The 23,468-nt window shown below is 68.5% G+C and carries 19 protein-coding genes; 6 read left to right on the top strand and 13 right to left on the bottom strand.

Features of this window, described 5'->3' with window-relative positions; genetic code table 11:
- Nucleotides 1-21: 21 nt before the first annotated feature.
- Nucleotides 22-3,660, bottom strand: coding sequence for a S8 family serine peptidase (locus OG474_RS14410; protein WP_405062780.1), 3,639 nt, complete (start codon nt 3,658-3,660; stop codon nt 22-24).
- 399 nt (nt 3,661-4,059) lie between these two features.
- Between OG474_RS14410 and clpB the strand changes: the two genes are divergently transcribed.
- Nucleotides 4,060-6,639, top strand: coding sequence for an ATP-dependent chaperone ClpB (clpB, locus tag OG474_RS14405; protein ID WP_405062779.1), 2,580 nt, complete (start codon nt 4,060-4,062; stop codon nt 6,637-6,639).
- A 29-nt stretch (nt 6,640-6,668) separates the two neighbouring features.
- The gene (locus tag OG474_RS14400) at nt 6,669-7,064 is read left to right on the top strand and encodes a hypothetical protein (protein ID WP_405062778.1); all 396 of its coding nucleotides are present in this window, start codon (nt 6,669-6,671) and stop codon (nt 7,062-7,064) included.
- A gap of 655 nt (nt 7,065-7,719) precedes the next feature.
- Here OG474_RS14400 and OG474_RS14395 read toward each other — a convergent pair.
- The gene (locus OG474_RS14395) at nt 7,720-8,871 is read right to left on the bottom strand and encodes a pyridoxal phosphate-dependent aminotransferase (RefSeq protein ID WP_405062777.1); all 1,152 of its coding nucleotides are present in this window, start codon (nt 8,869-8,871) and stop codon (nt 7,720-7,722) included.
- Nucleotides 8,872-8,881: 10 nt separating this feature from the next.
- On the bottom strand, nt 8,882-9,313 hold the full coding sequence (locus OG474_RS14390) for a MarR family winged helix-turn-helix transcriptional regulator (protein ID WP_405062776.1): 432 nt from the start codon (nt 9,311-9,313) through the stop codon (nt 8,882-8,884).
- A 102-nt stretch (nt 9,314-9,415) separates the two neighbouring features.
- On the opposite strand from OG474_RS14390, the gene OG474_RS14385 reads away from it, so the two are divergent.
- Nucleotides 9,416-10,954, top strand: coding sequence for an MFS transporter (locus OG474_RS14385; protein ID WP_405062775.1), 1,539 nt, complete (start codon nt 9,416-9,418; stop codon nt 10,952-10,954).
- 24 nt (nt 10,955-10,978) lie between these two features.
- Here the strand turns inward: OG474_RS14385 and OG474_RS14380 are convergent, their stop codons facing one another.
- The 3 genes from OG474_RS14380 to OG474_RS14370 form a co-directional block, all read right to left on the bottom strand.
- Nucleotides 10,979-12,937 (bottom strand): glycosyl hydrolase family 28-related protein, encoded by a 1,959-nt coding sequence (locus tag OG474_RS14380; protein ID WP_405062774.1) that lies wholly within the window; start codon nt 12,935-12,937, stop codon nt 10,979-10,981.
- Between the two features lie 485 nt (nt 12,938-13,422).
- Nucleotides 13,423-14,115: a FadR/GntR family transcriptional regulator gene (locus tag OG474_RS14375; RefSeq protein WP_405062773.1), complete on the bottom strand. Its 693-nt coding sequence runs from the start codon at nt 14,113-14,115 to the stop codon at nt 13,423-13,425.
- Between the two features lie 74 nt (nt 14,116-14,189).
- Nucleotides 14,190-14,852 carry a pyrimidine 5'-nucleotidase gene (locus tag OG474_RS14370; protein WP_405062772.1) on the bottom strand — a complete coding sequence of 221 codons (663 nt, stop codon included), beginning with the start codon at nt 14,850-14,852 and terminating at the stop codon, nt 14,190-14,192.
- A 60-nt stretch (nt 14,853-14,912) separates the two neighbouring features.
- Here OG474_RS14370 and OG474_RS14365 point away from each other — a divergent pair, with 60 nt between their 5' ends.
- Both OG474_RS14365 and OG474_RS14360 read left to right on the top strand, forming a co-directional pair.
- A complete protein-coding gene (locus tag OG474_RS14365) occupies nt 14,913-15,680 on the top strand; it encodes an SDR family NAD(P)-dependent oxidoreductase (RefSeq protein WP_405062771.1) in 768 nt (255 codons plus the stop codon).
- A 79-nt stretch (nt 15,681-15,759) separates the two neighbouring features.
- Nucleotides 15,760-16,566: a hypothetical protein gene (locus OG474_RS14360; protein WP_405062770.1), complete on the top strand. Its 807-nt coding sequence runs from the start codon at nt 15,760-15,762 to the stop codon at nt 16,564-16,566.
- Here OG474_RS14360 and OG474_RS14355 read toward each other — a convergent pair whose 3' ends face one another.
- The 6 genes from OG474_RS14355 to OG474_RS14330 all read right to left on the bottom strand — a co-directional run bounded on the left by OG474_RS14355 (nt 16,567) and on the right by OG474_RS14330 (nt 21,663).
- A complete protein-coding gene (locus tag OG474_RS14355) occupies nt 16,567-17,571 on the bottom strand; it encodes a hypothetical protein (protein WP_405062769.1) in 1,005 nt (334 codons plus the stop codon).
- Nucleotides 17,568-18,086, bottom strand: a complete 519-nt coding sequence (locus OG474_RS14350; RefSeq protein ID WP_405062768.1) for a SigE family RNA polymerase sigma factor — start codon at nt 18,084-18,086, stop codon at nt 17,568-17,570. The genes OG474_RS14355 and OG474_RS14350 overlap by 4 nt, the downstream gene beginning before the upstream one ends.
- 25 nt (nt 18,087-18,111) lie before the next feature.
- Entirely contained in the window at nt 18,112-19,803 is a 1,692-nt protein-coding gene (locus OG474_RS14345; protein ID WP_405062767.1) for a hypothetical protein, read from the bottom strand.
- Nucleotides 19,800-20,534, bottom strand: a complete 735-nt coding sequence (locus OG474_RS14340; protein WP_405062766.1) for a dolichyl-phosphate beta-glucosyltransferase — start codon at nt 20,532-20,534, stop codon at nt 19,800-19,802. Before OG474_RS14340 ends, OG474_RS14345 begins: the two co-directional genes overlap by 4 nt.
- Nucleotides 20,535-20,597: 63 nt before the next feature.
- On the bottom strand, nt 20,598-21,497 hold the full coding sequence (locus OG474_RS14335; RefSeq protein ID WP_405062765.1) for a LysR family transcriptional regulator: 900 nt from the start codon (nt 21,495-21,497) through the stop codon (nt 20,598-20,600).
- Nucleotides 21,454-21,663, bottom strand: a complete 210-nt coding sequence (locus tag OG474_RS14330) for a hypothetical protein (RefSeq protein ID WP_405062764.1) — start codon at nt 21,661-21,663, stop codon at nt 21,454-21,456. The genes OG474_RS14335 and OG474_RS14330 overlap by 44 nt, the downstream gene beginning before the upstream one ends.
- A gap of 84 nt (nt 21,664-21,747) precedes the next feature.
- Here OG474_RS14330 and OG474_RS14325 point away from each other — a divergent pair, with 84 nt between their 5' ends.
- Nucleotides 21,748-22,638 carry a LysR substrate-binding domain-containing protein gene (locus tag OG474_RS14325; protein ID WP_405062763.1) on the top strand — a complete coding sequence of 297 codons (891 nt, stop codon included), beginning with the start codon at nt 21,748-21,750 and terminating at the stop codon, nt 22,636-22,638.
- Here OG474_RS14325 and OG474_RS14320 read toward each other — a convergent pair.
- On the bottom strand, nt 22,635-23,459 hold the full coding sequence (locus OG474_RS14320) for an aldo/keto reductase (RefSeq protein WP_405062762.1): 825 nt from the start codon (nt 23,457-23,459) through the stop codon (nt 22,635-22,637). The two genes, OG474_RS14325 and OG474_RS14320, sit on opposite strands and share 4 nt — an antisense overlap.
- Nucleotides 23,460-23,468: the final 9 nt, after the last annotated feature.

The raw sequence follows: 23,468 nt of genomic DNA, 5'->3' as shown, positions 1-23,468 counted from the left end.
TGGAGGCCATCCCCCTGCGGTTTACTTCAGGCCGTAGGCGGCGGTGATTTGCTGGGTGAGGCTGTTGCCGTCGGCATCTTTCGCGGTGAGTCGTAGGGACGGGGTCTTACCGGTGGTGGTGGTTGGGTGGGTGATCGTGGCTTTGTAGTGCGGGCCGGTTCCGGTGATCGGCAACGGGGTCCAGTGGTTGCCGTCGTAGGAGATCTCGAGTTTCGGGCGGGCGAACTTCGCGGTGCTGCCGGAGCCGAACTGGTGGCGGAGGCCGAGGTCGATCGTGATCGGCTGGCCGGTCCGCACCTGGTTGTGGCCGTCGGCTTGCGGGATGTCGAGGTCGGCGAGGATCAACGGCATCTGCTCCTCTTCGCCACCCTTCGAGCGGAACTTCCACTGCGATTCGACGGTGGTGGAGTACTTGAACAGCTCGGCGTCCGGGCTGTTCTTCAGGTCGATCGTGTACTCCGCAGCCTCCGCCGGGACCTCCACAAATCCCCCGGGTGCGGTGTTGTCGGAGTAGATCTCCGAGCCGTTGCGGTGGACGACGATCGAGGTCTCGCCGGTTGTCGACCACCACGGTGAGTACTGGTCCGGCCCGTGGCTGATCGTGCTGATCGTCATCTCCAGCCCGCCGCCGTAGCGACCGACGCGGGCGAAGCCGCCGACGTCCGCGTCCGGGAGGCCGCTGTTGATGACCGGAGTCAGCCAGCGCTCGACCGACTTCCCCCCAGCCTTGTAGACACGCGGTGCGCCGGTCACGGTCGGGTCGGCGTTCTCGCCGTCGAGGATGATCTGGCCGGTCCACGTGACCCCGTTGGCCTGCACGTACGACGTCCGCTTGGCCGGGGTCGCGAAGTACGGCGGGATGAAGCTGTTCAGGTTGGCCCCGGCCGGTGTGGTGGCGCTGCGCGTCTCGCCGGTCGGGAGGCCGGTCTGGGTGCCGAAGGTTTCCTCCACCGTCGCGAGCTGATCGCGCTTGACCGTGAGCTCCGTGTCGACCGGAAGGCGGTTCGCCCAAGGAACGGCCAGGTCATAGACGTACGGCGTCACGGCCTGGCCGGTGACCCGGACGGTCGTCGGCTGCTTGAGCAGGCGCTGAGCGTTGACCCGGGAGATGCGCATGGTCGGGACCTTCACGTTCCCGTTGGTCTCGTAGGCCCAGAAGGCGTTCATGCCACCATCGCCGGCCACGGCCGGGTTGTAGAGCATGACCGCGGCCGCGCCCGCCTTCTCGGCATTGTCCGCGAGATCGCCGTTGTAGATGGTCCCGTCGGCGCCGATCAGCGCGAGCTTGCCCTTCGCCCCGACCAGCTCCGCCGGCGTACCGGTGCCGCCGTCGAAGACCTGTAGGTCCTTCCGGCCGGTGAACCGCGGTCCGAAGTAGAAGTCCAAAGCGGTGAACGACGCGCCGCCGACGATCTGGGCCTGGTACGGCGGTAGTTCGAGCCGCTCGCCCAATCCGAGCTCGGTGGTACCGGTCGGCTTCGCCGCCGTCCTCGTGGCCGCGAAGATCCGCCGGGTCCCGGTCTGGCTCGCTCCCTCGGTACGACGCCAGTTCGGCACCTGTCGTACGTGCGACAGGCTGACTTCGCGGGGTGCTGCGTTGCCGGGCTGGCCCTGGGCGCGCAGGTCGAGCGTCTGGGTCTTGCGTCCGTCGAGGGTGATCGCAGTGGCCTTGCTGATCTCGAACTCGTCGCTCAGCACCAGGTCGAACCGCCCGAGGGCGTCGTCGGTGGCCGAGGCGATGAGGAAGGTCGAGGCGTCGTACTTGCCCGGCGCCAACCGCACCTTCGCGGTGCCGTTCACCAGCGGGACGCTGTGCGAGTCGCCGAGGTCGGGCTGCGGGCCGTCCAGGCGGTTGATGGCCAGGTCGCCGTTCGCCGGGCTGCCGTCGTGGCTGATGCCGGTGACGGTCAGCTCGTAGACCTCCGGCTCGGCGTACCAGCCGATGGCGGTCACGAGCGGGTCGGCGCCATCCGCGGTAGCCGTGATCCGGCCGGCGAACTTGCCCGCACCAGCCTTGGCGCGGTCGGTCGTCACGGTGACCTTGGTTTCGCCGTTCGCCGGTACGACGATCTGCTCCGCGCTCAGCTTGGTCGACGTCAGATCGACCGCCAGCTTGAGGGTTACCGGCGTACCGGTCGGGTTGCGGTAGGTCAGCTCGCGGGTGACGACGTCGGCCTGCGGATACGGCCAGGCGAGGCGGCCCAGCTCGAGTTCGCCGATGTCGACCGTGACGTCGGCGGCTGTGGCCTGGTCGGCGTCGACTCGGCCGGCGCCCTGGAGATCGAGGCCGCTGCCGGGCTGCGGGTCGGCGGTCGAGATCAGTCGGGCCTTGAGTGCGTCGTTCTTCCAGTCCGGGTGCGCCTGCGCCAGCAGGGCCGCCGTACCGGCGACGTGCGGACTGGCCATCGAAGTGCCGGACAGGGTGGTGTAGTTGTCGTCGACCGGTTCGCCGCGGCTGGTCCCGGCCGCGCGGGCCGCGACGATGTCGGTGCCTGGCGCGGAGAGCTCGGGCTTCAGCGAACCGTCGCCCAGGCGCGGGCCCTGGCAGGAAGTGTTGTTCGGCAGGCCGTCACGCTGAAGGTTGCCGACGGCAAGCGCCTCATCGGCCGCGGCCGGAGTGCTGACACTTCCGGGGCTCGGTGGATAACAGTTGCCGGCAGCAATGACGAAGAGGACGCCGCTCTGCTTGCTGATCCGGTTGACAGCCTGGGAGAGGTCGTCGGTGCCGTCGCTCGGACCGCCGCCGAGGCTCAGGTTGACGACCGAGGCGCCCTGAGCGGTCGCCCATTCCATGCCGGCGATGATGCCGGAGTCGTAGCCGTTGCCGTCGTTGTCCAGCACCTTGCCGTTGAGCAGCGTGGCGTCCGGAGCGACGCCCTTGTACTTGCCCTGCGAGGCTGCGCCGTTGCCGGCCGCGATGCTCGCGACGTGCGTGCCGTGGCCGTTGTGGTCGACCGCGTCTCCCGTTTCGCTGAAGTCCTCGGCCGCCGCGATCCGGCCGGCGACATCGGGGTGCGTCGGGTCGATTCCCGTGTCCAGTACGGCGATCTTGACGCCCTTGCCGGTGAATCCACGCTGCCAGGCAGCGGGTCCGCCGATCTGCGGGACGCTCTGGTCGAGGCTCGCCTTCACGCGCCGGTCCAGCGTGACGCGGGTGACCGTCGAGGCGACGCGAGCAGTCTTGCCCGGGGCAATGGACTGCCAGAAGGCCGAACCCTTCGAGACCCGGGTCGCGCGGGCGCCGAGACTGGCGAGCACCCGGCCCCCCGTCGTACCGGGGACTGCGGAGCGGGCGGTCTTCGACGCGCCGTACCGGATGATCACCGGGGTGCTGTCGGTGGCGCCCTCGGCGATCAGGGTGGTGACGTCGAACAGCGTGCGGTCGAGGCGGCCGTCGGTGACGTCGGCCGCGGCGGCCGTCGGTACGACGTACGTGTGCCCGTTGATGGTGCTCGTGAGGGCCGAATCCGATGTGCTACCCGGGCCGGGGACGAAGGCCGTTCGGACCTGGTTGCCGGGGACTGAGGTGACCCGGACCTGGTCGCCGGTGATCAGGGTGACCGTCGACGCGGTGGGCTTGGGCTGGGGACGGAGCGGCGGCGACGCGGCGGTGGCGGCGGTCGCGCCGCCCAGCGTCAGGCTGAGGCCCACGAGGGGCACGAGCCAGCGATGGGGTTGCAAGAGTGTTCCTCCAGAGGCAGGCGGTCTCCCGGGCGGGGAGGTCTCACTGGCAATGACGGAACGAAACCCGCAGAAGTTCAAGACTAGACCAGTATTGGACCACTTCCCCTGGGTCGACCCGGAGAGATCCCCTAGAGTTGAGTGGAATGGACTCAAGTTTGGCTAGGTTGTACCTAGTGGAGTGTCGTGGCTAAATCTCGGCACTGGCGGCGCCCAGGCACGCACCTCGCGGCGTTGGAGGGAAAGCCACGATGGAAAAACATCGAGGCTTCCCCTCCGCCTTGCGATGCACGCACCTGGACACCGCCAGCACTCGAGCTTTAACCACGACACTCCACTAGTGACTGTTTTTTGCTCGAAGGAAGGACTGGGAACTCCATGGATGTTCAGCGGTTGACGACGCTGGCCCGCGAAACGCTGTCGGTCGCCATCCGTCAGACCTCCGCGGCGGGCAATCCGACCGTGGAACCGATTCACCTGCTGTCCGCGCTGCTCGCGCAGCCCGAGGGGACCACGATCGGTCTGCTCGAGGCCGCCGGCGGTGAAGGGGACGCCGTACGCCGCCGGACCACCGAGCAGGTGAACCGGCTGCCGAAGGCCAGCGGGGGAAGCGTGCAGGCGCCGAGCCTGTCGCCGAAGACGGGTGAAGTGCTGAACCAGGCTGAGCAGCGGGCCCTCGGGCTCGGGGACGAGTACGTCTCCACCGAGCACCTGCTGATCGCGCTGGCGACCGTCGACGGTCCGGCGAAGAGTGCGCTCGGGGTGACCCCGGAGGCGCTGCTGCAGGCGTTCGACACGATGCGTGGCAGCCGGCGGATCACGTCGCCGGAGGCCGAGGGAACCACCAAGACGCTGGAGAAGTACGGCGTCGACCTGACCGAGCGCGCGCGCGAGGGGAAGCTCGACCCGGTGATCGGGCGTGACTCCGAGATCCGGCGCGTCGTGCAGGTGCTGTCACGTCGTACCAAGAACAACCCGGTGCTGATCGGTGAGCCCGGCGTCGGCAAGACCGCCGTCGTCGAGGGGCTGGCCCAGCGGATCGTGGCCGGTGACGTGCCCGAGTCGCTGCGCGGCCGGCGGCTGATCAGCCTCGACCTCGGGGCGATGGTCGCGGGCGCGAAGTACCGCGGTGAGTTCGAGGAGCGGTTGAAGGCGGTGCTGACCGAGATCAAGGAGTCCGACGGTCAGGTCATCACCTTCATCGACGAACTGCACACCGTCGTCGGCGCCGGTGCGACCGGTGACGGCTCGATGGACGCGGGCAACATGCTGAAGCCGATGCTGGCGCGTGGTGAGCTGCGGATGATCGGCGCCACGACCCTGGACGAGTACCGGACGCGGATCGAGAAGGACCCGGCGCTGGAGCGCCGCTTCCAGCAGGTCTTCGTCGGCGAGCCGTCGGTCGAGGACTCGATCGCGATCCTGCGTGGGCTGAAGGAGCGGTACGAGGCGCACCACAAGGTGGCCATCTCCGACAGCGCGCTGGTCGCGGCCGCGACGCTGTCGAGCCGCTACATCAGCGGTCGCCAGCTGCCCGACAAGGCCATCGACCTGGTCGACGAAGCGGCTTCCCGGCTGAGGATGGAGATCGACTCGTCCCCGGTCGAGATCGACTCACTGCGCCGTACCGTCGACCGCCTCAAGATGGAGGAGCTCGCGCTGTCCCGCGAGGAGGACGCCTCGTCGCAGGAGCGGCTGGAGCGGCTGCGCGCCGACCTCGCCGACCGCGAGGAGGAGCTGCGCGCGCTCGAGGCCCGCTGGGAGCGGGAGAAGTCCGGTCTGAACCGGGTCGGTGAGATCAAGGAGCGGATCGACGAGCTGCGCGGCCAGGCCGAGCGCGCCCAGCGCGACGGCGACCTCGGTACGGCGGCCCGCATCCTGTACGGCGAGATCCCCGAGCTCACGAAGGAGCTGGAGGAGGCCGACGCCGAGCCGTCCGTGATCGATGCTCCGGAGGCGATGGTCGGCGAGGAGGTCGGTCCGACCGAGATCGCCGAGGTGATCGCGATGTGGACCGGGATCCCGACCGGCCGGCTGCTCGAGGGCGAGACCGGCAAGCTGCTCCGGATGGAGGACGAGCTCGGTCAGCGGCTCATCGGTCAGAAGGAGGCCGTGAAGGCGGTCAGCGACGCCGTCCGGCGGGCGCGGGCCGGCATCTCGGACCCGGACCGGCCGACTGGTTCGTTCCTGTTCCTCGGGCCGACGGGTGTGGGTAAGACCGAGCTGGCCAAGGCGCTGGCCGACTTCCTGTTCGACGACGAGCGGGCGATGGTCCGCATCGACATGTCGGAGTACAGCGAGAAGCACAGCGTCTCGCGGCTCGTCGGTGCGCCTCCCGGCTACGTCGGGTACGAAGAGGGCGGCCAACTGACCGAAGCGGTACGGCGACGTCCGTACTCGGTGATCCTGCTCGACGAGGTGGAGAAGGCGCATCCCGAGGTCTTCGACATCCTGCTGCAGGTGCTCGACGACGGCCGGCTGACCGACGGCCAGGGCCGCACGGTCGACTTCCGCAACGTGATCCTGATCCTGACCAGCAACCTGGGTTCGGCGTACCTGGCCGACATGTCGCTGGACGAGAAGGTCAAGCGCGACCAGGTGATGGCGGTGGTCCGGCAGTCGTTCAAGCCGGAGTTCATCAACCGGCTCGACGAGATCGTCCTGTTCGACGCCCTCGGCAGTGAGGAGCTGACGAAGATCGTCGCGCTCCAGATCACCGCCCTCCAGCGCCGCCTGACCGACCGCCGGATCACCCTGAACGTCGACGAAGGCGCGATGGAGTGGCTCGCCCTGACCGGCTACGACCCGGTCTACGGCGCCCGCCCCCTGCGCCGCCTGGTGCAGTCCGCCATCGGCGACGAACTGGCTCGAGGCATCCTGAACGGCATCATCCGCGACGGCGAAACCGTCCGGGTCACCCTCAACGAGTCCAAGGACGCCCTGGAAGTCACCGCCTGATCGCTTGCTCGGTCTGCAAAGATCGGGGAGTGTTCGGTGCCGAGTACTACGAGGAAAGCGGACCGCCACGTCAAGTGACGGTCGCCACCATCGTGGTACTCGGCTTCGGCGTCCTCTACTTGCTGCTCGGCCTGATGGCCCTCACCTCCGCCGGCGACCAGATCTCCGAGGTCGTCACCGGCTCGAAGGGCTCGTCGGCCGTCGTGGTCGTCGTCGCCTGGGTCGGCGCCGTCCTCTACATCGTCCCGGCCCTCTACCTCCGCCGAGGCCGCCGCTGGGCGCGCTACCTGATCATCGGCATCGCCGTACTGGGCATTGTCGGCGGTCTGCTCTCCCTGCCCACCGGCCTGCTCGGCCTGGCGATCCACGGCGGCTTGCTCTTCCTCATGCTCCGCCCCACCACCAAGCGCTGGTTCCGCCGCTGATGGAGATCTGGATCAACCCCGCCTGCTCCAAATGCGCCGCCGCCACCCAGGCCCTCGACGAGGCGGGCGTGTCCTACACCGTACGGCGCTACCTGGACGACCCGCCAACGGCCGCCGAGCTCGACGCGGTCCTGGTCCGCCTCAACCTCGACCCGTGGCACGTCGTACGCCACAACGAACCCGAGGCCGCGGCACTGACCGACCTGCCCCGCGACGACGACCATCGCGCCGACTGGCTAGCCGCCATGGTCGCGCACCCGATCCTCATCCAACGCCCCCATCCTGACCGCCGACGACGACACAAGTCCCTGCCGAGGCCCAGAGGTCTGTCCAGCAACGGTTTCCAGACCAGTGACTCGACTGGCCCCTCAGACGCGTCGGCCAAGGCGGCCTGGGGAGCCCTACCCACCCGAACCGACCTGCCGAACTCCCCAAACCGCTTTGGGGAGCGCAGTACTCCTGGCCGTCACTTCGGACTGGGGAGCGCTGCCTGCCTGAATCGGTTTGTTGGGTTCCCCGAACTGGTTTGGGGTGTGCTGCGTGCCCGAATCGGCTTATCGACCTCGCCGCTGTCGTGGTTGTCGGAGCACCGATGCTGGGATCAAAGCAGGAGCGTGCCAGGCGGAGCGGCGCGTGGCGAGCTGAGTAGATCTTGTCAGAGTTTTTGGAGGCGGGCCAAGGCTTCTTGCAACAGCTCTTCCTTCTTGCAGAAGGCCCAGCGGACCAGGGGGCGGCCTGCTTCTTTGTTGTCGTAGAAGACTTGGGTGGGGATGGCTACTACGCCTGTTTGCTGGGGGAGGAGGCGGCAGAAGTCGATGCCGTCGGTGTGGCCGAGGGGGCGGATGTCGGTGGTGATGAAGTAGGTGCCGGCGGGGCGGTGGACCTCGAAGCCCAGCTCTGCAAGGCCGTCGGCGAGGAGGTCGCGGCGGGACTGCAGGGTGGCCCGGACCGTGTCGAAGTAGTCGTTGCCTAGGGCAAGCGCATTGGCGACGGCGGGCTGGAAGGGGGAGCCGGAGACGTAGGTGAGGAACTGTTTGGCGGTGGTGACCGCCGTGACGACGGCGGGCGAACCTGTGATCCAGCCGATCTTCCAGCCGGTGACGGAGAAGGTCTTGCCGGCGCTGCCGATGGAGACCGTGCGGTCGGCCATACCGTCGTACGTGGCCAGCGGGATGTGCCGGTGGTCGTCGTACACGAGGTGTTCGTAGACCTCGTCGGTGATGACGACCAGGTCGTGTTCGACGGCCAGGTCCCGGATGCCGCGAAGCTCGAAATCGGTCAGGACGGTGCCGGTCGGGTTGTGCGGGGTGTTGATCAGCAGCACCTTGGTGCGCGGGGTGACGGCGGCGCGGAGCTCGTCGAGGTCGAGCCGGTACGACGGTGCGCGCAGCGTCACGGGGACCCGGTGACCGCCGGCGAAGGCGATGCCCGCGGCGTACGAGTCGTAGTACGGCTCGAGGGCGATCACCTCGTCACCGGGCTCGACGTAGGCGAGCAGGGCGGCGGCGATCGCCTCGGTGGCGCCCGTGGTGACGAGGACCTGCGTGTCCGGGTCGTACGACAGGTCGTAGAACCGCTTCTGGTGGTCGACGATCGCCTGCCGCAGCGCGGGGATGCCGCGGCCGGGCGGGTACTGGTTCGCGCCCGCGCGGATCGCGGCGATCGCATCCTCGAGCAGCGAGTCAGGACCGTCGGTATCGGGGAATCCCTGACCGAGGTTCACCGAACCGGTCGCGACCGCGAGGGCCGACATCTCGGCGAAGATCGTGGTGCCCAGCCCGTTCAACCGCTCAGCGTGTCCGCGCATACCTCCGACCTTAGCCGTTGGCGTTGCGCACCATCTGGGCGAGCCAGTCGCGGGCCGTGGCGCGGTCGGCTTCGCTGAACGACGCCTCCAGCTCGGCCTCCACCTCCAGTACGGCGGGGGCCGCCGCGGCCAGCCGTTGTTCGCCGACCTGGGTGAGGAACAGCTGCTGGGTACGCCGGTCCTGCGGGTTCGGGCGGCGTTCGACCAGGCCGGCCTTCTCCAGGCCGGTGATCAGCTCGTTGGCGGACTGCCGCGCCGTACCGACCGAGCGGCCGACCTCGGCGACGGTGTGGCCGGGGTGGTACGTGAGCACCATCAGGGCGCCGTACTGCTGCACCGACAGCCCGTGCTCGGCCAGCACGACGGCCACGGTCGAGCGCATGTTGAGCCACGCGTGCCGCACCAGGAACGTCACGCCGAAACGGTCGTCGGGTCCGATCATGCCCCTCATTCTGCCCATCAGCTCGAAAAGGTGATTGACAGGAACCTGTCAATCACTCCACACTGAAACCTCGTCAGGGTCCTGTCAATCATAGGAGCTGTGGTGTCCGTTCTGCAATCGCCCGCCCGACCCGGGCGGGTTCTCGCCGTGCTCGTCCTGCCCGCCTTGCTGACCTGGATCGACTCGACGGTGCTGGGCGTTGCTCTCGAGCGCCTCGCCGACCCGGTCCAGGGGCTCGGCGCCTCTCCCGGTCAGCTCCAGTGGGCGATCGGGATCTATGCGTTGCTCTTCGCCACAGCTCTGTTCGCCGCCGGCGCGCTCGGCGATCGGTGCGGACACCGCACGATGATGATGATCGGCCTGGTGGTGTTCGGCGGCTCGTCCGCCTGGGCCGCCTGGGCGGGTGACCCGGTCGCGCTCATCCTGGCTCGCGCCGCGATGGGCCTGGGCGGCGCGCTGATCATGCCGACCTCGATGGCCATCCTGGGCTCAACCTTCGCGCCCGAACGGCGTGCCGGCGCGATCGCCATCTGGTCGTCCGCGGCCGGTGTCGGGGTGGCTGCCGGACCGGTCCTCGGCGGCCTGCTGCTCAGCCACTTCTGGTGGGGCTCGGTATTCCTGATCAACCTGCCGCTGGTTGCGATCGCCTTGCTCGGCGCCGCGTTGGTCCTGCCCAACCCACGCAGCGTGCAGCGCCGCCGCCTCGATCCGCTCGGCCTCGGTTTGTCCACCCTCGGTCTGCTCGGGCTTTCGTACGGCCTGATCGAAGGCGGTCACGCAGGCGGCTGGAGCCGCTGGCAGGTCTGGGCGAGCATCGCGGCCGGCCTCGTCCTGATCGCCGCCTTCCTGTACTCCGAAGCGCGCGAACATGACCCGAGTTTCGATCCGCGTCTGTTCCGCAACCGGCATTTCGCGGCCGGCAACCTCGCCCTCGGCGCGCTGTTCCTGACCATCACCGGCCAGGCGTTCTACCAAACCTTCTACCTGCAAGGCGCCCGCGGCTTCAGCCCGCTCCACGCCGGACTCCTAACGTTGCCTGGGGCAACAGGCGTCGTACTCGGCTCACCCCTCGGCGCCCGACTGGCCGCCCGCTTCGGCATCGCCCGCGTCTCCGGTACGGCGCTCGCCGCGTTCACGCTCTGTCTGGTCCTGAACCTCACCTTCACGACCGATACGTCGCTGCTGTGGTTCGCCATCGTCGGCGCAACGGCCGGCCTCGCGATCGGTGCCGCCGTCGCGCCGACCACCGCAGGCGTCGTCGCGACCCTCCCGATGGACCGGATCGGTGCGGGTTCCGCAGTCAGTAACGCGATCCGGCAGGTCGGCAGTGTGCTCGGGGTCGCCGTGATCGGCACGCTCGTCTCGTCGACCTACCAGCACCGGATCGCGTCGTCCCTCGTCGGTCTGCCCGACGAGGCCCGCGAATCCGCCGAGGCCACCAGGCACTTCGCGGCCGCATCCGGTCGCCCGCAGTTGGTGCCACTCGCGAACGACGCGTTCATCCACGCCATGCACACGGCCGCACTCGTCGCCGCGGGCTTCACCTTGGTCGGCGCCGTCGTACTGATGGTTGCCTTCCGCCCCCGCCGGAAGTCGGAAGCCCCAGTCCCTGTCTCCGTCGGTGCGCCCGGGCGGTCTTAGGCCGGGCCCACCGACGGTGCTCCCTTAGTTCCAGGGTGATGGCGCCGGCGGCGGTACGACGGCTGGACGGTCCTCGCACCAGGTGGCGCCGTACCAGCCGCCGTCGTTGCCGGTGAGCAGCCGTACGTCGAACTCCGGCGGGCCGTCGAAGTGGAAGGTGCCGCAGTTGTTGACGAAGGGTGCGCCGACGTTGCGGGCGTCCACGTTCTCGAACGAGGCGAACCCGCCGACCCGGGCGTTCACCACGCCGGTGCCGGTGCCGTCGACCTTGATGTTGCGGACGGCAACATTGTTGATCGCGTAGACGTCCTTCACCGGCCAGTCGACGACGAACATCATCGCGTTGTACGTCGAGTCGAGGAACGAACTGTCGGTGATCTGCAGGTCGGCGTTCATCGTGGACTGCAAGGCGTACAGCCAGATCGCGCCGAGCCCGATGTTCCAGTTCAGGTCGCGGGGGCCGCCGCGCACGGTGGTGTTGCGGGCGAAGGTCAGCTTGCCCTCGAACGGCGTCGAGTTGAAGCGGGACCCGGCGTGCAGGGTGGAACCCTCGCGGATCGGGTCCGCGACCAGGTTGTCGGTGACCGCGTTGTCCTTGCCGCCGTAGATGGCGATGTTGTTCGCCAGCACGGGCGTCTGGACGGTGTTGTGGTCGTAGACGTTGTCGTGGTTGGCGAGGTTCTTCTCGTTGGACTCGGACCACATCGCGAGGCCGTCGTCGCCGCTGTTGCGGACGAAGTTGTTGGTCGCGCGGACGTTCGAGACGCCGAGGTGCAGGTTCATCCCGTCGGCGATCGCGTCGGTGATGATGGTGTTCCGGATCAGCAGCCCGTCCATCGGACCGTCCAGCCAGATGCCGACCTTGGTGTGGTGCAGGTAGAGGTTCTCGATCGTCGAACCCCCGCCGATCGCACCGCCGACCCCGTTCACCTGGTCGGTGTCGATCCGTTCCCGGACGTCGCTCTCGATCGCGAAGTCGGCCAGATGGACCTTCGTGCTGCCGCCGGCATCGGCGTACTTGCCGTAGAAGCCTGGGGCGCTGTGCACCGATTTGTCGGGCGCGGGTTCGGCGAGTGGCAGCACCTTGCCCTTGATGATCGTGTGCCAGTTGCCCGCGCCGCGGACGGTGACCTTGTCCACGACGATGTGCCGGTTGACCTGGAACGTGCCCGCCGGGATGAATACCGACCAGCCGATCTTCTTCGCGGTCGCGATGGCGCGATCGATCGCCGGTGCGGCGTCGCGCCGGCCGGTCGGGTCGGCGCCGAAGAGCCGCACGTCGAGCGATCGGGCCGGCTGCCGGATCGGCGCCTGCACGAGTTCGAAGTCGGCGACGTCGATCACGGTCCAGGCGGCATTCGTCTGCTTCGGTACGGCGAACCTGACGCGATCGCCGGCCCGGTACGTCCGGTCCAGCAGCACGCGCTGCTCGTCATAGAAGTGATTCGGCCGGAACGGCTTGGCGACCGGGTCCGGTTCCGGCTTCCACCAGCCAGGAATCGGGTCGACGTTCGGATCATTGGAGAACGGATACATCCCGTACAACCAGGCGTACTCCGACGTGAGCGTCAGGGTCCGCTTGTGCTTGCCGTTCACCGTGACGTCGAGTGGCGCGCGGATCCCGCCGCCCGTCGGGGCATCCGGGATGCTGTATCGCAACGTCAGCGCGTTGGCCGCGTGCGTGAGCGTGAACTCGACGTACTGCTGCGGCATCAGTCGCACGGCTGTCCGACCAGACGCCTCCGCGGGCAACGTGTAGGCCTCCCGCCCCGGACCGATCTGCTCCCCCGTGAAGAAGGCGTTCTCCGCCTCCTGCTCGACAAACGGAACGGTGGCTCCCCGCCCGGCAACCAACGCCGGATCAAGCCCTGCGCGAGTGACCCGCGGCCCCGGCCGCCCAGCCATCGCAGGAGCAGTAAGCGTGGCGCCGAGCACGGCCGTCGTCAGGGCGACGGCCAGAACGCGCAAATGAGTACGGGACATTGGCGGATCCCCTCCAGACGACTCGCCTGGAGGCTACGCAACCCGACATTCCCCTGCAAGATCCCGACAGAAGAAAGAAAATTCCCCTCACCCAGTCCCGCCCGCCACCCACCCTCCCCAACGTCCGAAGAACCCGCACACCCACCCTCCGAATCGTCGGACGTTAAGTCCCGAACGGCGCTGGGCGGCCGGAGCGGACCTGCATCACCCACTAAGTACTCCCGGCGAGGGTTTCGGGCGGCGGTTGAGCGTGGCGAGGCAGGCGCCGCGAACGTTGTTGGGTGATGGCGGTCCGCGGTGTGGGCTGAGCCGTTGTCTCGGGTGACCGGTGCGGGCTGGGGGGTATCGCGCTATCCGGTGGATTTTGGGTGCCCAGCGACGAAAATCGACCGGATAACGCGCCGAGCAGTCGTTCGCGCCCGAGTCGGGCAACGCGGTGGCGGTGGCCGGGCGGACCTCGTACGGGGGCGGGACGGCCTACCGGGTTAGTTGGGTTGGGGGGTGGGGCGGAGGGCTCGGAGCCAGAGTTCGGTTTGGGCTATGTGGGCGGAGGCGGCGGTGGCTGCGGCGGCTGGGTCGCGGAGGGTGATGGCGGAGAGGATGGCGCGGTGGCCGCGGTCGCTGGTTTGTTTGATGGCGTCGAAGTCGATGCCGGGCTCGAAGATGCGGTAGTGGCCGCCTCGGCCGCGGATCACGGCGGTCAAGGCCGTCACGGTTGGGTTGGCGCCGGCGGTGCAGATGGCGCCGTGGAACTCGGCGTCGAGTTGCTGGATCTCGGCTGCGTCTGTGGTCGCTTCGAGGCGGTCGAGGATTTCGGCGAGCCGGTCCGCGAGCTCGGGGTCCTGGCGTGCGGCTGCTGATGCGGTCGCGTGGGCTTCCAGGACGCGTCGTACCTCGAGCAACTCGAGCACACCCTCGAGCGGGATCAGCTCCACCGACAGTGAGAACCGGCTGATGATCGCCGCTGGGTCCAGCGCCGACACGTACGTACCGGACCCGTGCCGGGACTCGATCACCCCGAGCGCCGCCAGCGACCGGACGGCCTCGCGCAACGAGCTTCGCGAGACGCCGAGCCGGTCGCACAGCTCCGGCTCGGGCGGGAACTTCGCCCCCGGTCCCAACGCCCCCGACGCGATCATCTGCCGCAATCCCGCCAACGCCGTATCAGTTGCCGCCACCGCTCACCTCCGAAGTCCTCAGACCATTCAAGCCCACGATCACCCATTTCCCCCGAAAACGCGAACCAGATCCCTCAGTCATCAGATGTCAGTGCGTCCAGGAAGCGCGCCAGATCCCAGGCCCGCCAGCTGCGCGGGCCCAGTTCCTCGTACGGCGTCGCACCGGCGACCGCCTCGCCGGAGACCCAGACGGTCGCCATCCCGAGCTGCTCGGGAACCTGCAGGTTGACCGCGAGATCGTCGCAGAAGACGGCGGACTCCGGAGTGACCGCGAACTGGTCGTTGAACCGTTGGTAGGTCTCCGGGTAGGGCTTCGGGACGAGTTGACCGGCCAGGATGTCGAAGACGCCGTCGAACAACCCGGCCAGCCCGAGCCGGGCCAGCGCCTGGTCCGCGTGGTACGCCGATCCGTTCGTGAACAGGAGTTTCCGGCCGGGGAGCGCGGCGAGGGCGGTGGTCAGCGCGGGGTCGGGCACCAGGACCGAGTAGTCGATGGTGTGTTCCCAGGCGAGGTAGTCGTGCGGGTCGATCCCGCGGGTGTTCATCAGACCGCGCAAGGTGGTGCCGTGCTCGGCGACCAGCGCGGCCTGCAGACGGTGGGTCTCCGCTTCGTCGGCGTCGAAGACGTTCGCCAGGTAGGCGCGGATACGGACGTTCATCTGATCGGCGAGCCCGGTGCTCGGCGGATAGAGCGTGTTGTCCAGGTCAAGGATCCAAGTGTCGATGCGGCTCAGCACCCGGTCAGACTAAGTGGTCCACTAGTGACAGACTGGGGGCTGGCGATTGGGAGGACCGACGTGGCGACTGCGCTCATCACGGGACCTACGACTGGCATCGGCCGGGCGTTTGCGGAGAAGCTGGCGGGCGAGGGGTACGACCTCGTGCTGGTTTCGCGGGACGAGGCGCGGTTGAAGGAGGTCGCGGCCGAGATCACCCAGCAGTACGGCGTGGAGTGTGAGGCGCTGGCCGCGGACCTGACCGATCGCGACGAGCTGGCCCGGGTCGAGGAGCGGTTCCGGAGCGGGCCGATCGAGGTGTTGGTGAACAACGCCGGGTTCGGGCAGAAGAAGCCGTTCTGGGCGAATCCGGTCGAGGCCGAGGAGAAGCAGCTGGATCTGCTGGTGCGGGTCGTGCTGCGGCTGACGCACGCGGCGGTGCTGCCGATGATCGAGCGTGGTTCGGGTGCGGTGATCAACGTGTCGTCGGTGGCCGGGTTCCTGCAGCGCGGCAGCTACAGCGCGCACAAGTCCTGGGTGACGAACTTCTCCGCGGGGCTCGCGATCGAGCTGCACGCCAAGGGGGTCGCGGTGATGGCGTTGTGCCCGGGGTTCGTGCACACCGAGTTCCACGACCGGATGGGGATGGACAAGACCGTCGTCCCGTCGTTCATGTGGCTGGAGGCGAGCGACCTGGTCGACGCCGCCTGGAAGGACCTGATGCGCGGGAAGGCGATCTCGATCCCGACCCGCCGGTACCAGCTGCTCGCGGCCGCGGCGCGCTACACCCCGCGCACGCTGATCGCGCGGTTCTCGACGATCGGGCTGGACGGCCGCCGCCGTACCTGAGATGCCGTGATCAACTCGTGTCCCAACCGCAGCGGTCCAGGTCGCGTCCAACCTGACACCTAAGGGGAAGGTTGGAGCCATGAACACTCGGGGAATGCGGCGCGTGGTCGCCGCGGCGGGGCTGGCGGTCGCCAGTCTGGGACTAGTAGCCTGTGGCAACCAAACGCCGGCCGGCGGAGCACCGTCGCAAGGTGTCAGTACACCGGCGCCGAGCACTGCGCCGACCAAGCCACAGCCCAGTACGTCGATGCCGATCAAACCGTCGACGCAGCCACCGACGGTCACGCCGTCTACCGGGCCGACGGCTTCGCCGACCAAGACGGTTCAACCGCCGACCGTGAGTCCGACCAGGCCGCCGACCGTCACCCGATTGGCGAACGCGATGCTGCTCACGGGCAAAGAGGTCGCGGCGTCGGACCCGAAGCGCGGCTGGACGACTACCTCCGCGGCGAGCCGGTCGATCTGCGGCAAGTCGGCCACCCAGGGGAACGGCGTGCAGGGTCGGCTGACCCGCTCGTTCACCAACGAGCTGGACGCCTCCGGGGGGCAATGGCTGACCCGCTACCAAACCCCGGCCGCGGCCAAGACGGCGTACGAGCAGATCGTCGCCACCATCAAGTCCTGCAAGGCGTTCGTGCCCGGTGAAACCCACGCCCGCAAGCTGACCGAGAACCGGACCCTCGCGGTCGGCGACGCCACGGCGATCCTGCGCTGGTACGACTACCCGAAGCCGAACGACCCGGGCAGCGAGGACGGCGGCTTCCCCTACGCCGTCACCCGCAAGGGGACCGTCGTCTCGGTCATCGCGTTCGGCGAAATGGGCAAGGGCATCGCCCCGGCCCACTGGGAAGCCCTCGCGCAAACGGCCGCCGCGAAGCTCCCGTAGTCACCGCAGCGGCTTGTCGGTGCCCTGACCGGGCTTCGACGGGTCGCTGATCAGCTGCACCGCCGCGGCGATCGCCTTCGCATCGAGGGGCTTGTCGGCCGCGGCGTGGGCGGCGAACCCGCTGCCCAAACCGAAGATCGTGGCGTTCAGCCCACCATCCACCTGCGCCTGCCGCCCGTCGATCTTCGTGTTGGGCTTCTCGTCCGGCAGCGGCTTCTCGACGCCGGCGGCCGGCAGCCCCGAGACCTGGGACGGGTCGGTCGGCGTGAAGTCGGCCACCGTGACCTCGTAGGTGACGTACTTGTCGGCGCGGACGTACGGGACGCGCACCATGACGACCTCACTGTCCGCCGTGAAGAGCCGCCGCGGGACGGTGAAGGGAACCGTCAGCATCGCCGGCGCCTTGCGACGATGGATGCTCTCGGCAACGTGTCGCGCGCGCTGCAGCCGGTCCGCGTGATCGGTGAACACGACCACAGTTCCCCACGCGTCATCGGCGTACTGCCAGGTGATCGTCACGGCGGCCTTGTTCTCCGAGACGACGTACACCGGTCGGCCCTCGATGGGATCGAGCGGCCGGATCGACGGGCCGGCCGATGGTTTCAGGCCGGGCGCGTAGAGGGTGACGGCCGCGGCCGCGTCGCTCGGCCCGGAGCGGTCGGTCCGGGTCAGCGCGATGATCTGGAAGCGCCGGCCGGTGACGTACTGGTACGGCTGGAAGCCGCCCGCCGTACCGGCGTCGAACTCGCGGCCCCAGACCTCGAAGGGCTCGAACGGCGGTAGGCCCGCGACCGGCGGTTCCTGGAAGGCGTTCAGCAGGGGGCGGACCGAGGAGGCGGCGCCGACGATGCCGACGACGGCGAGACCGCCGAGCACGCGGCGGCGGTGGATGGTCCGGCGGCCGTCGTGGATCGCACGGTCGATGCTGATCGACTCGGTGGGCTCGTCGGGCGCCTCCTTGAGCGCCTTCAGGAGCCCGGCGTAGTCCTCGTGTTGCTGGTTCATGCGCGCTGCTCCTTTCGGTCGAAGGCTGCGAGGTTGGAGCCCAGTTGGCGGCGCAGCTGGATCAGGCCGCGGGAGGTATGACTCTTCACGGTGTTCTCCGGGCATCCGAGGGTGGCGGCGACCTCACGGACGGACAGGTCGTAGAGGAAACGCAGGACGAGCACGGTCCGGACCTTCGGCGGAATGCGGTCGAGGGCCTCGGCGACCACCAGGCGGGTCTCCACCTCGCGACCACCCGGTGCAGGACGCTCGATCGGCTCGTCGACGAGTTTGACCTTCGACCACCGCAGCCGGCGTTCGTTGAGGAAGGTGCGGACGACGATGGTCCGCACGTACGCGTCCAGGTTGTCGGCGCTCTGCGCCTTGTGCCAGTGCACGTAGAGCTTGGTGATCGCCGTCTGGACGATGTCGTCCGCGCGGTCGCCGTCCTTGCACAGCGACCCGGCCAGCCGACGCAGCTCGGGCAGGCGTGCCGTGACGTAGTCGACGTACTGCTGCTCCTCCTGTGCGCGCACGCTCACACCTCCCTTCTGACAATCATCATGAGCGCTCCACCGGCCACACCCACATTCCGCCGACGAGCGAGCCCTTGCCGAGCAGCCCGTCCAGGCACGTCCGCATCCGCTCGTTTCCCGCCTGTACGACGATCGCGTCCGCCCGCCAGAACTGCAGATCGGCGTGAAGCCGGGCCGGGGCGATCGCGCACTCGCCGCCGTCCTGGACCTGCCAGAACATGGTTGACGTCGGCCGCGGCTGCGCGCCGTACCCGCCCTTGCCCGTCGGTCCGTGCGGTCCGACGAAGTACCCGTCCGGCAGGGTGAATCCGAAGTTCGCTTCGCGCTGCCACTGCAGGGGCGCGCCGTTCGCGCCGTTGGTCGGCGGAGCCGGTACGACGGAATGGCCCGGCCGCACGTAGTCCCGCCAGAGCCCCGCGCTGAAGAACTCCGGCGCCGGACCGCGATCGATCACCGTCAACGGGACCGGCACGATCGGCAGCAGCGCGGCCGCGATCACGGTGTACCCGAGCATTCGGAACTTCAACGGCTTGAGTTGATCGATGCCGATGGCAAGGAGTATGCCGATGATCGGGATGCAGACCATGGCCAGCCGGGACTCGACCACCGAGTCGTAGAGCGGCAGGAACCGGATAGCGGCCCACGGGCCGGGGATATCGACGCCGAACAACTCCATCGATCGTCCGGTCGACAACCAGGCGAAGATCAGGGCAGTGATCCCGAGGATCCGGACCTTCGGTTGTTTGCGCAGGGCAATGACGATGCCGACCACGAGGAGCAGTAACGGCCAACCGAAGAACGCGTTCTCCTCGGTCGGATTGATCGAGCGTGCCTGGGCGGTGTCCGGATCGCCCGCCAGAGCCCAGGAGTTGAACGCGGTGAACGCACCCAGCGGATTGCCCGCGCTGCCGTGGCCGAGCTTGTGATAGCTCTGCGGGCCGAAGAACTGCCAGGCCAACGGCAGCGCGACGATCGCCAGCGTGACTGCCCCGGCGCCCAGGATCGTTGTCGCATACCGGCGGACGAAGGTGGACGACTCCAGCGGCCGGACGATCGCGTGGATCAGGCCGAAGACGGCCAGCCCGGTTGCGGCCAGCAACAAAACCTCTTCACCCAGGAAGATCTGATAAGCGATCAAGAGGCCGAGCACGATCGCGGTCCGGCGGCCAGGCGGTCGCGGCAGCAGGAGCAGTGGGATCACTGCCAGTACGACGAAGTTCGGGTGCGCGTTCGCGTGCGAGATCATCGCGGGCGCGAACCCGCAGAAGAGTCCGCCGATCGCTGCCGCCGGGGCCGAGGCGAGTCGCCGGGAGAACATCCAGAACCACGCGTACGCCGTACCGGCCAGGCCGAGGGTGAGGATCAGGACCCACGTCACGCCGGAGCCGAGCCACGCCGTGACCGGGATGAGCGGGAGGCTCAGCCCGAACATGGCGGTGTTGGCCATCAGGTTGACGCCGAGTGGAGCGTTCATCAGCGTGCTGAACAAGGGGTTCTGGCCGTTCAGCACCTGATGGGCGGTGACGTCGAAGAACCATTGCCACTGGTTCTGATCCTGGCCGCTGTCCCAGAGGTAGCGTCCGTTCGGATCCGCCCAGATGCCATGCAGCAAGACGACCGCGGCCGTTAAATAGCCGACGGCAACCAATGCCGCGGTCCATCGACCTACCCGTGGGCGAGTGGGTTGGGCTGCGGGTCGCAGTTCGACGACGGTCACGGCGTACCCAGCAGCTCGGGCTGGAGCAGCCGGTGCAGTGGCGGCAGCGCGTGGTGGTACCGCCGGATCCGGCCGAGCTCTACCAGACCGGACAGGTAGCCCGACGGCCGCAATTTCGAGCCGTCGCGGTCGAACCAGCGCACTGGCACCTCGGCGACCTCGAGACCGAGCCGGTGGAACAGATGCAGCACCTCGGCATCCGAACACCAGCCATCGATCCGAGCCAGCTGGAAGACGAGCCGCGCCCGCGGTCCGTCGTACAACTTGAAGCCACACTGGGTGTCCTGGATCCCCGGTACGGCGAACGCCTGGATCAGCGCGTTGCCGATCCGGCCGCAGGTCTCGCGGAGCCGGCTCTGCCGGATCTCGAGCTCCGAATCGGCGAGTGCGCGCGAGCCGATCGCCGCACTCGCCCCGCCATCCAGCGCAGTCTGCAGGATGCCGAGCTGCTCGATCGGAGTCGCGTTGTCGGCGTCGCACATCAGGACGCGGGCGCCGCGGGACGCGAGGATGCCGATCCGGACGGCGTGACCCTTGCCGCGATTGACCGGCCAGCGGATCAGCCGGACGCGGGAGTCACCGGCAGCCTGGACAGCTCGCGCGGTGTCGTCGGCCGAACCGTCGTCGACGACCAGGACCTCCCAGTCCTGGCACACGGTGCCCAGGTGGGCGGTCACGGCGCGCAGGGTCTGCGGAAGCCGCTGTTCCTCGTTGTATGCGGGAATCACCACGCTGAGCTGAACCGTCACACCACGCAGACACCGGCGGCGGTCCGGATGGTTGAGTGACCTGGGTCACAGCCTGAGAGCGACCTCGGTCAGTACGTCGAGGGTCGCGGTGATCAGGGGGTGGTCGGCGCGGCTACGGCGGACGGCGGCGTACACCCGGCGTACCGGCGCTGGATCGGGCAGCGGGCGGATGAGTGCGAGGGTCGGCGCGGGGACCGCGAGCCGGGGGACCAGCGAGACGCCGGCACCGGCGGCGACCAAGGCGGCGACGGCTTGGAAGTCGTCGGATTCGTGCGCGATCTTCGGCTGGAAGCCGGCCTGTTCGCAAGCGAGCAGGACGACATCGCGGATCGGGTTGCCGGCCGCGGTCATCACCCAGTCGTCGCCGGCGAGCATCGCAAGGTCGACCGTTTCGTGGCCGGCCGCCGGATGGGTCGGTGGCAGGACAGCGACGAAAGGCTCGGCGTACAAGGGGATTCGGGTCAGGCGCTGGTCGTCCGCGCGCGGTGAGCCGCGGTGCTCGACCGCGATGGCGAGGTCCGCGTCGCCGTCGAGGAGCTGGGTGATGCCTTGGTGACCTTCGGCATCGCGGATGACCAGTGTCAGGCCGGGGCTGGTGTCGCGCAGCCGGGCCAGGGCCGGCGCGACCAGCAGGCTGATCGCGGTCGCGAAGGCGGTGATCCGGACCTCGCCGGTGGTGCCGTTGGCGAACAGCTTCAGCGCGTCCTCGGCCCGCTCGACCTCGCCGAGAATCGTGGCGGCGTGGGTCAGCAGCAGGCGGCCGGCCGAGGTGATCGCGACCCGGCGGCCGCGGCGTTCGAGCAGCTCCTGGCCGACCTCGGACTCCAGGGCGGCCAGCTGCTGGGAGACCGCCGAAGGGGTCAGGTGCAGCACCTCGGCGGCCGCGGTCACGGTGCCGTGATCAGCAAGCGCGCGCAGGACCCGCAACCGTCGTACCTCGATCACGGTCCTCAGCTTGGCACACCTCGGCGGTGGGCTTGTCCAGCAGGCGTCGTACGGCGCGGGCCAGCCGGGCGCGCTTCGGCCGGTGCAGGCGGATCGGGGCGTGCGGATCGGCGGAGTGCATTTCTTCGTGGACGGATTTGACGAAGGAGAACGGGATGTAGCTCATGCCTTCGACGGTACGAATCATCGAGGTGATGCGTCCAATGAAAGTTTGTCGCGCAGTTGATACGCCTGATGCATGATGTAACCCATGGAGCTGCGGCAGTTGCGGTCTTTCGTGGTGGTGGCCGAGGAGCTGAACGTCGGGCGTGCGGCGGTGCGGCTGCATCTGACGCAACCGTCGTTGAGCCGGCAGATCGCGGCGCTCGAGCGCGATCTCGAGGTCGAGCTGTTCGCGCGGATCAAGAAGCGGTTTGTGCTGACCGCGGCTGGTGCGACGTTCCTAGCGGAGGCGCAGGATCTGTTGCGACGCTCGGACGAGGCGGTTCGGGCCGCACAGCGCACGCAGCGGGGTGAGCTGGGGACGCTGCGGCTGTGGTTCGTGCAGTCGGCGACCTTCGATGCTCTGCCACGGTTGCTCGGCGCGTTCCGAACGGCGTACCCGGAGGTCGTTCTCGACCTGGAGTCGATGACTACGTTGCGTCAGACGGAGGCTCTGCGCGACGGGCGGATCGACGTGGGTCTGCTGCGCCCTCAGGCGCCCGCCGGGACGACTGCGGTCGGCCTGGCGCCTGGGCTGGAGACGCGGGTCGTGTCGTCGGACCCGGTGCTGGTGGCGCTTCCCGCGGGACATCGGCTGGTCCGGCGCAAGCGGCTGCGGCTGGCCGATCTGGCCGACGAACCGTTCGTGTTCTACACGCGGCCGAGCGGCCCGGTCGTCCATGACACGTTGGTCGGCTTCTGCCGTTCGGCGGGATTCACGCCGCGGATCGAGCAGGAGGCGGCCGACGTACAGACGATCGTGTCGCTGGTCGCGGCCGGGCTCGGGGTCTCGCTGCTGATCGGACCGACGCCACCGTCCGACCCGACGAGCGTCGTTTACCGCGAGTTGTCCGACGACCTACCACCTTGGCAACTCTCCGTCGCCTGGTCGCCGGACAACCGGTCCCCGGTTCTCGCCCGCTTCTTGGACTGCGTCTAGCCGAGGGTGTCGGGGTCGCCGCCGGTGCGGACGCCGGTCTCGAGGTCGGCGATCGCGGCCATGTCGTCGTTGTCGAGCTGGAAGTCGAACACCGCGATGTTCTCCTGGATCCGGCTCGGGGTCGTCGACTTCGGGATCACCACGTTGCCCAGCTGCAGGTGCCAGCGGATCATCACCTGAGCCGGCGACTTGCCGTACTTGTCGCCGAGCGTCTTCAGCGTGGTGTCGCCGAGCAGCTCACCCGACGCGAGCGGGCTCCAGGCCTGCGTGATGATGTCGTTCTCCGCGTTGAACGCGCGCAGCTCGTCCTGCGGCAGCGCCGGGTGCAGCTCGATCTGGTTCACCGCCGGCCGGATCGTGGTCTCGTCGAAGATCCGCTTGAGCGCCGGCTCGTGGAAGTTCGACACCCCGATCGCGCGGATCCGCTTGTCGGCGTACAACTGCTCGAACGCCTTCCACGTGTCGACGTACTTGTCCTTCTTCAGGCACTGCCAGTGGATCAGGTACAGGTCGACGTACTCGAGGCCGAGCCGTTCCACACTGGCGTCGAACGCGGCCAGCGTGCTGTCGTAGCCCTGGTCCTCGTTCTGCAGCTTGGTGGTGATGAACAGGTCGTCGCGCGGCAGACCGCTCGCCGCGATCGCCCGCCCGACACCGGGTTCGTTGCCGTACGCCGCCGCTGTGTCGATGTGGCGGTAACCCGCCTCGAAGGCCGTCGTGACCACGTCGGCCGCGATCGCATCCTCGACCTGCCAGACCCCCAGGCCCAGCTGCGGGATCTCGACGCCGTTGTCCAGAGTGATGGAGGGGACTGTGTTCATCTATCCATT

The sequence above is a fragment of the Kribbella sp. NBC_01505 genome, from assembly GCF_045040285.1.
Taxonomy (GTDB): Bacteria; Actinomycetota; Actinomycetes; order Propionibacteriales; family Kribbellaceae; genus Kribbella.
This window is presented reverse-complemented; position numbering and strand designations above follow the sequence as displayed.

Coding starts and splice junctions, on each gene's coding strand:
- clpB (WP_405062779.1), top strand. CDS start 4,060: ATGGATGTTCAGCGGTTGACGACGCTGGCCCGCGAAACGCTGTCGGTC.
- OG474_RS14395 (WP_405062777.1), bottom strand. CDS start 8,871: ATGCGCGGACACGCTGAGCGGTTGAACGGGCTGGGCACCACGATCTTC.
- OG474_RS14390 (WP_405062776.1), bottom strand. CDS start 9,313: ATGATCGGACCCGACGACCGTTTCGGCGTGACGTTCCTGGTGCGGCAC.
- OG474_RS14380 (WP_405062774.1), bottom strand. CDS start 12,937: ATGTCCCGTACTCATTTGCGCGTTCTGGCCGTCGCCCTGACGACGGCC.
- OG474_RS14360 (WP_405062770.1), top strand. CDS start 15,760: ATGAACACTCGGGGAATGCGGCGCGTGGTCGCCGCGGCGGGGCTGGCG.
- OG474_RS14355 (WP_405062769.1), bottom strand. CDS start 17,571: ATGAACCAGCAACACGAGGACTACGCCGGGCTCCTGAAGGCGCTCAAG.
- OG474_RS14330 (WP_405062764.1), bottom strand. CDS start 21,663: ATGAGCTACATCCCGTTCTCCTTCGTCAAATCCGTCCACGAAGAAATG.
- OG474_RS14325 (WP_405062763.1), top strand. CDS start 21,748: ATGGAGCTGCGGCAGTTGCGGTCTTTCGTGGTGGTGGCCGAGGAGCTG.
- OG474_RS14320 (WP_405062762.1), bottom strand. CDS start 23,459: ATGAACACAGTCCCCTCCATCACTCTGGACAACGGCGTCGAGATCCCG.